The sequence below is a fragment of the Mameliella sp. MMSF_3455 genome, from assembly GCF_030733205.1.
Lineage (GTDB): Bacteria > Pseudomonadota > Alphaproteobacteria > Rhodobacterales > Rhodobacteraceae > Antarctobacter.
In genome coordinates this window covers 105,845-112,741 of sequence record NZ_JASHJL010000017.1, presented here as the reverse complement: position 1 = coordinate 112,741, position 6,897 = coordinate 105,845, and the positions used below count along the sequence as shown (strand labels likewise).

The window sequence follows — 6,897 nt, the reverse complement described above, 5'->3', positions numbered from 1 at the left end:
TCGGGCCAGCTACCGTGCGCTCCAACGGGGTCATTTTTGGATGCCGATAGGGGGTCAAGATTGCGTGCCGATTGACACTCAGCCATCAGCTCCAGTGACCGGGCAAGGTCGTATAGCCCCTCGACCATTTCCTCCGTCAGTGTCAGGCCATAGCTGTCCAGCTCGGCCAGAACAGCGGCCATTGTCGTATCAGAGAGGGAGAAGCTGCTGGGGGGTACAAAGTTGATAAAGAGATCTTTTACCAAAGAAGTACCCCCCGGCGAGGACGTCAGGGCAGCAAGTGACGTCCCATGAGCGGAATGCGCTGGAGGGAGCATGTGGTGGTCCTTGTGATGGCGATGATCAGGAGGGGGCAAGCCCGGTCGGGGTGGAGCAAACCCTCAAAGTCAGGAACGCGGTCCAGCCCCGAAGTTTTGGGTTACGCGATGGTGGCACCCAATTCCTCTCGTCACCGTCGATCAGGTGGCAGGCATCAGCGAGACGCAAGCGGGGACAGCCATGGTGACCGCCAAGGCCGCCCCGCAGGTCACCACTTCCGCCAAACACCGGCCAGAGACGTCAGAGCACGAAATCTGAAGCCGCCAGGCCCGTCACGTTCGCCACCCTGATCTCTGCATCCGCCCCCAGGTCCGCATCCACGGTGATCTGCACGATGGTCGAACCAGACGGCGTTTCGAACAGCCGCACCTGGTCGGCTCCGGTGAAGGGACCTGTCCCAACGAAGGTTAGAGTGCCGACAGAGAGCGAGGACAGGTCGATGACATCCAGGCCTTTTTCGAAGTCGAGGATCTGATCCCGCGCAGTGCCCAGCCCCGCATCCGTGATGGAGAAGAAGAGGAATGTATCCGTCTCTGTTCCGCCGATCAGCAGGTCCATCCCTGTGCCCCCCGACAGGGTGTCGTTCCCCTCGCCGCCGCGCAGTTGGTCGTTGCCCGGCCCGCCATCCAGCACGTCCACCCCGCCGAGACCGTAGAGCGAATCGTTCCCATCGTTCCCGCGCAGGACGTTGTCCAGCAAACTCCCGACGATCAAGTCTTCGCCCGCCCCGCCCTCGGCGTTCTCGAAATTTCGGATCGTATCGCCCGTCGCAACCGGGTCGCCCACCACCGTGTTGTTCCACAGCCGTAAAGTAAGGTCGCCGGTGGCCGCCGAGTAGTCTATGGTGTCGGCGCCACCCGGCGAGCCGTCCAGAAATTCCGCCCCGAGTCCACCGATAACACGGTCATCCCCGCCGCCTCCCATCAGGCTATCTGCCCCGTTGCCGCCATCGAGCGTGTCGTTGCCTGTTCCGCCGCGCAATTCGTCCACCCCGGGCCCGCCAATCAGGCTGTCGTTGCCGGGGCCGCCGTCCAGCAGGTCATCATTGTCTCCGCCTTGCAAGACGTCCGCCCCACCCAAACCGAAGATGGTGTCGTTGCCTGCGTTACCGGTCAAAACGTTGTCGAGGTAATTGCCAACAATCAGATCGCCGCCCGAGCCGCTTTCGACGTTCTCGAAGTTCAGGATAACGTCTCCCGCCGCCACCGGATCGCCGGAGGCCGTGTTGTTCCAAAGCCGAACCTGGACGGCTCCGACCGCCAAGCCGTAATCCAACGTGTCGCTGCCACCGGGCGAACCGTCCAGCCGCTCGGCACCCAGATTGCCAATTAGGCGATCATCTCCCAGGCCGCCGATCAGCGTGTCCTGCCCGCTGCCGCCGCCCATCGTGTCATTGCCACCTCGACCATGCAGCACATTGGCGCCTGCATTTCCGGTCAGGATGTTCGCGTCACCGGAGCCGAAGCCATTGATATCGCCTGCGGGAAGCAAGGTCAGGTCTTCGACGTTTGGCGCACGCGTGAAAAGGTCGAAGTTCATTGAGGACTGCACCTCATCCCGACCTTCACCCGGGGCCTCGATTACCTCGTCCCCGACATCGTTGACCTCGTAGCGGTCGTCGCCGGGACCGCCGGTCATGCTGTCGGCGCCCGCCCCGCCAAGGATCGTGTCATCCCCGGAGCCTCCGGTTGCAATCACGGAAACGGAGTCAAGGGATACAGCGCCCACTTCGGACAAGTTGGACGTGGCCTGGTCGACCTCGTATATCTTGGCTCCGTCAAAGCTCAGCTCATCGGCGTTTTGAATGAAAGACGACGCGCCCGTTCCGCCGTCAAAAGAAACAACCTGGTAGTTTCCGGTAGAAGCGTTGAATCCGATTATTCGAAACACCTGACCGGGAGCGATATCAAATGTGGTGAGCGCGCCTTCTGGCCGCACGAGTCCGCTGGGCACCCACACATCGGAACCGCCAATTATGAAAGGGCCGGTGGAGGGAATGAATTGCATCTGCCAATCCCCGTCCGGCAAGCCACGAAGGCGAATTTTTAACTCGGAAGAAAACGACTCGTCCCATTGACCAGGCTGAAGCCCGAGATCGAGCAATTTTTGCGCATCTTCGTGAAGGACATATTTTCTGATGTGATAGGCGCCATTTTGGGTCTTACCCCCGTCACCTGCCAATGGATCATTTGAAATGACAGGTCTTGCAGCGCCAAAGGAGTAATCCATGACGTCCGGTGAACCAGGTGAACGATCGGGGTCTAACGGTGGTTCACGGTGCACAAGCCCCATCGCGTGCCCGGCTTCATGGACGATCGACTCGGCGATCCAACCCAAGGTTATTTCGGCGCCGGTGAAACTATCTGGCAGGCCAAGGTCGGCACTATCCATGAAAACAAAAACTTCATCCCCATTACCCATATTGTTTTTCAGATCAACACCGGAGAATGCTCTTCCATACAGCCTGCCATCATCGCCGGGATCTCCGTTTGGCACGTCGATGCCCAAATCATTCGGATCAAGATCAGTATCGTAAACCAGCTTCTCGGATGTGAACTTTACCGTGTGATACTGACTGCCCTCAGAGGGCGCATAACGTGTCACAAAGATTGAAATTCCAGAGCTGTCATATATGTCTTGAACTTTCCGAACTATCTCGTCTTTTTGTTCCGGCGTAAAATTCGCAGGATCCATAAACCCGGACCGAACACTCAAAAACTCACTGCTTCCTGGCGAAAATGGAAGTTGATCAACGTAAAATTTGACCGGGATCGGTGTCTCGAAGTCCAAATACAATTGATGCATGAGAGGCACGACATCCGGGTCCGACGAGGGGTCGGCTTTGAAATCCGAAATTCTCCTTTCCACCAGGAACGGAGAGGGAGTGGAGGTCTGGCCGAACACGGCGTATTCAACCTCACTCACGGTGTCGGTTTGAGCCTCGTATATAGACCCCGGCTTCGTCGATATCTTCCAGGTTCCATTCCCCTTGTACTCGATGTTGTACGCGGACCGCGGACCGGCGTAGAAAACCACGTCAATATCCGTTCCCCCTGGCGCCTCTTCGGTCCAGTCCTCTCCGCCAATGATCGTGTTGGTTCCGCCCCGCCCGGAGAAAAAGTCGCTCCCCTCTCCGCCGATCAGGATATCGTTGCCCGGAACCGCAGAGAATGACACACCATCCCCGAGGAGGATGTCATCCCCATCGAAACCAACCAGGATGTCGTGGCCACTACCACCGTCGAGGCGGTCATTCTCTGTCGCGCCGACCAGGACGTCGTCGCCCACGCCACCTACCAGTTCGTATGACCCTTCGGTGGCGACAAGTACGTCGTCGTTGCCCGAGCCGAACAGATAACCTTTTTCTCCGCCGCCGATGATCACGTCGATCAGGTTTTGGCCGTTGACCCGTTCGATGCCTGAAACGGTCGCTAAGTCCGGTGACCCGTCCTTGGTGATCGTGTTGGCTTGCACGAGATCCTTAATGTCAAGCAAGCGTAGGCTGAGTGCGGTGGCTGCAAGTTCCGATATTTCCGAGACCGCCCTTATCAGGTCGGTCTTCAGGAAATCGGTACCGCTCGTGTTGTAGTAGACCGCGAATCTAGCGGCGACGTCGGCAGCAATGCCGGACATGCCGTTGATTGAATCCCATCCCGCCCCGCCGACAATCGTGTCGTTTCCACTTGAACCTGTCCGCTCAAGGCCTTCTCCCAAATCGAAACTGTCGTCACCGCCGCGCCCGGCCATGTAGTCGGCGTCGGGTCCTCCGATTAGCCTGTTGTCACTCTCATTGCCGACCAGGAGGTCGGACCCGGCTCCGCCGAGGAGGTGCGTGGAAGGGTCCCTTTCCTGTTCGTCTTGGGATCCCTGGGAAAAGATTGCATCGTTGCCCGAACCGCCCTCGGCGTAACTGGCCGTCACGAGTATGTCGTCTGTCGAACTGCCGATCACGGCCTCGACGTTGACCACGGTGTCCGTCCCCCCCGAACCGTCACTGACCGTGTTGGCTGCAATCGCTGACTGGATCCCAAGCTGCGGCACCAGCGCCAAGCCTGCAGCCGTGATGTCCGTGTCTGTCCAACTGAAGGATGCGTCGGTGATGTTTGCAATGACGGGGTCCGGACCACCGGCGCCGCTGCGGTAGGTGTCGTAGTCGTCGCCGCCATCGATCGAATCGCTGCCCGGCCCGCCAACCAGGAAGTCATCCCCGGCCATGCCGAACATAGTGTCATTGCCGAAGCCGGAGACATTCCCGTCTCCGTCGGTTCGCCTGTTATCGCCATAGAAAACGTCGTTTCCGGTGTCGCCAATGAAGGTATCGGAATCAGAGGAAAACCATACGTCCACTTCGTTGCTGAAACCGGTAACCACGAGGGTCGAGGTACCATCGGCCGAGGTGACCACAATAGAGGTCTCAGTCCTGCTGATTGTGTCTTGTGTATTGAAATTGAAGAATGTTTCGGTGGGAATAATGACGGATGAAAACGCTTCGCCTGTGACTTCATACCTTGCCATGAATTTTTCTCCTGCTAGCATCTCCGATGCTGGCGAGAGGAAGCACCGAGGCTCAAAGTATGTCGGACCAATTTGTGGCTTCGGCACGCGTCGCAAATTAACGCAAAAGCCAAACGACATGCGTACCGGTACGGATCGCATCCGAGAACGAATGGATACGACGAATTTCAGAAGCCGACGAGTTTCTTAAAGCTGTGAAGGCCCCACGAAGTCGTTCGCGCAGGTGGAAATCGTCGTGAAATTATTGTTACCCCTACATGAAAATATTGCGGCAAAGGACCGTGGCGTGTCAACTGAGCTTTGTTACGCAACAGCCGAGAGGATTCGTCTTTTGAAACCAGTTTGGTAGACGGTTTGAGATACGCCTCGGTCCCCGATCTCTGGTCAGTTTTCAAACTTATTAGTGCCATTCTTTATCGACGTTGGTCGGTTTCGATCTGGTTGAAGTGGACCACGGCGGGCCGCTTTCCGCCATGGGCGGCCCGTTGCCGTTGGTGGTTGTAGAACGTGATTCATCTGTCAATGCTTGTCTTGCGAGCCGGGCTACCAAGCGTGAAAGTACTCGCATAAATGGTTCAAGGGTCACCAGAGGCGCTCGATGAAGAATTTATCGAGGCAGCGTCTCTTGTCGTCCATCGATATCCGGGTGCTGATCCGTTATAGCTGGTAACTCCAGCGAAGGGCGTGAACTACGAACTCTGATCGGCATTCATGATCTCGGGCGTACTGAAGCGGTGGACCGTCTCGTCCAGCGCCTCGTCGCCGAAGACGGCTTCCCGCTTGCCCCTAGTGTCAGGACCCATTGATTTCAGGTCCGTTGAGTGATTCACGGCTCTGAAAACGGAGCGGTGACATGTCTGATCTCTTCTGGTTGACCGAGGCGCAGATGGCGCGCCTTGAACCTTTCTTTCCCAAGGCCCACGGCAAGCCTCGTGTCGATGATCGGCGCGTCCTTAGCGGCATTATCTTCATCAATCGCAATGGATTACGCTGGCGGGATGCCCCCAAGGAGTATGGTCCGCACAAAACACTTTACAACCGTTGGAAGCGGTGGAGTGACAAAGGCATCTTTGCGCGGATGATGGCGGGCCTGGCGGCCGAGCATGGCGAGCAGAAGACGGTGATGATCGATGCGACCTACTTGAAAGCACATTGTACCGCGTCCAGTCTGGGCGCGAAAAAGAGGGCGTGGCCGCCTGATCGGGCGCACCAAGGGCGGGCTGAACACCAAGCTGCACGCCATCTGTGACAGTCACGGTCGCCCGATCAACTCCTTCGTCTCTGCCGGGCAAGTCAGCGACTACATCGGTGCGCGGGCGCTGTTGAGCAGCCTGCCGAATGTCAAATGGTTGCTCGGCGACCGGGGCTACGATGCTGACTGGTTCCGAGAAGCCCTGCAAGACAAAGGGATACGCGCTTGCATCCCCAGACGCAAACAACGCAAGGCCTCGTCGGCGATCTGCTTGTAGGTTAGCCAGACGGGGGAAGGGGAACGTCCGCCGTCCTGCAAAGCCACGTCGAACTGCAAATCCCGAAGCGCACGGGCCTGTGCATCGGGGGTGATATCATGAGCGAACCGTGAACTCCGGCGCGAGGCTTCGCGCCAAGCTCCGAACCCTTGGTCCAGAAACAGGGAAGTCTGCGATCCATCTTCGAAGCGGAAACGGAAGAAACGCGCATGGGCGCAATCGGATTTTGTTCCGAGTATTACCGAAGCGCCAGGGAGCAGCGCCGACAGGACCTCCCGACGGAGCATATCCGTTTCCCAATTGTGCCAGAGGAGGAACCCTGGTCGTTCGGGCGACCCAATCGCCTCTGTCACTATCTCCAGCCGCGTATCCGAGTCTTTCAATGGTAGCGTGCGCCATGCCTCGAAGAGGAGGCGCGCAGTGAACGGACTGCGCAGGTATCGATCATTGTAAGTAACCTGCACGAGACGGGCCAAGCCGGTGAAAACCTGAGGGCGCTGTCCCTTCGCGATGCCCCAGAGTCGCGGGCCGAACTGCCCGACCGGACCATCCAGTTCGGTGGTCACGTCCTTTTGGGCGGAGTTCCTCTCGCCGT

3 protein-coding genes and 1 pseudogene are annotated in these 6,897 nt (G+C 58.1%); 1 reads left to right on the top strand and 3 read right to left on the bottom strand.

The genetic code is table 11. The annotated features are described in order from the left end of the window. Both RBB42_RS14400 and RBB42_RS14395 read right to left on the bottom strand, forming a co-directional pair. On the bottom strand, window positions 1-245 hold a 245-nt coding region (locus RBB42_RS14400), incomplete at its 3' end, for a hypothetical protein (RefSeq protein ID WP_305971308.1). A 313-nt stretch (window positions 246-558) separates the two neighbouring features. Then, the gene (locus tag RBB42_RS14395) at window positions 559-4,833 is read right to left on the bottom strand and encodes a calcium-binding protein (protein ID WP_305971309.1); all 4,275 of its coding nucleotides are present in this window, start codon (window positions 4,831-4,833) and stop codon (window positions 559-561) included. Between the two features lie 853 nt (window positions 4,834-5,686). Here RBB42_RS14395 and RBB42_RS14390 point away from each other — a divergent pair. After that, window positions 5,687-6,278, top strand: a pseudogene (locus RBB42_RS14390) (IS5 family transposase); the annotation flags it as partial. Here RBB42_RS14390 and RBB42_RS14385 read toward each other — a convergent pair. Beyond that, window positions 6,200-6,868: a hypothetical protein gene (locus RBB42_RS14385; RefSeq protein WP_500862292.1), complete on the bottom strand. Its 669-nt coding sequence runs from the start codon at window positions 6,866-6,868 to the stop codon at window positions 6,200-6,202. The pseudogene RBB42_RS14390 and the gene RBB42_RS14385 overlap by 79 nt on opposite strands. Between the last annotated feature and the right edge of the window lie 29 nt (window positions 6,869-6,897).

Coding starts and splice junctions, on each gene's coding strand:
- RBB42_RS14395 (WP_305971309.1), bottom strand. CDS start 4,833: ATGGCAAGGTATGAAGTCACAGGCGAAGCGTTTTCATCCGTCATTATT.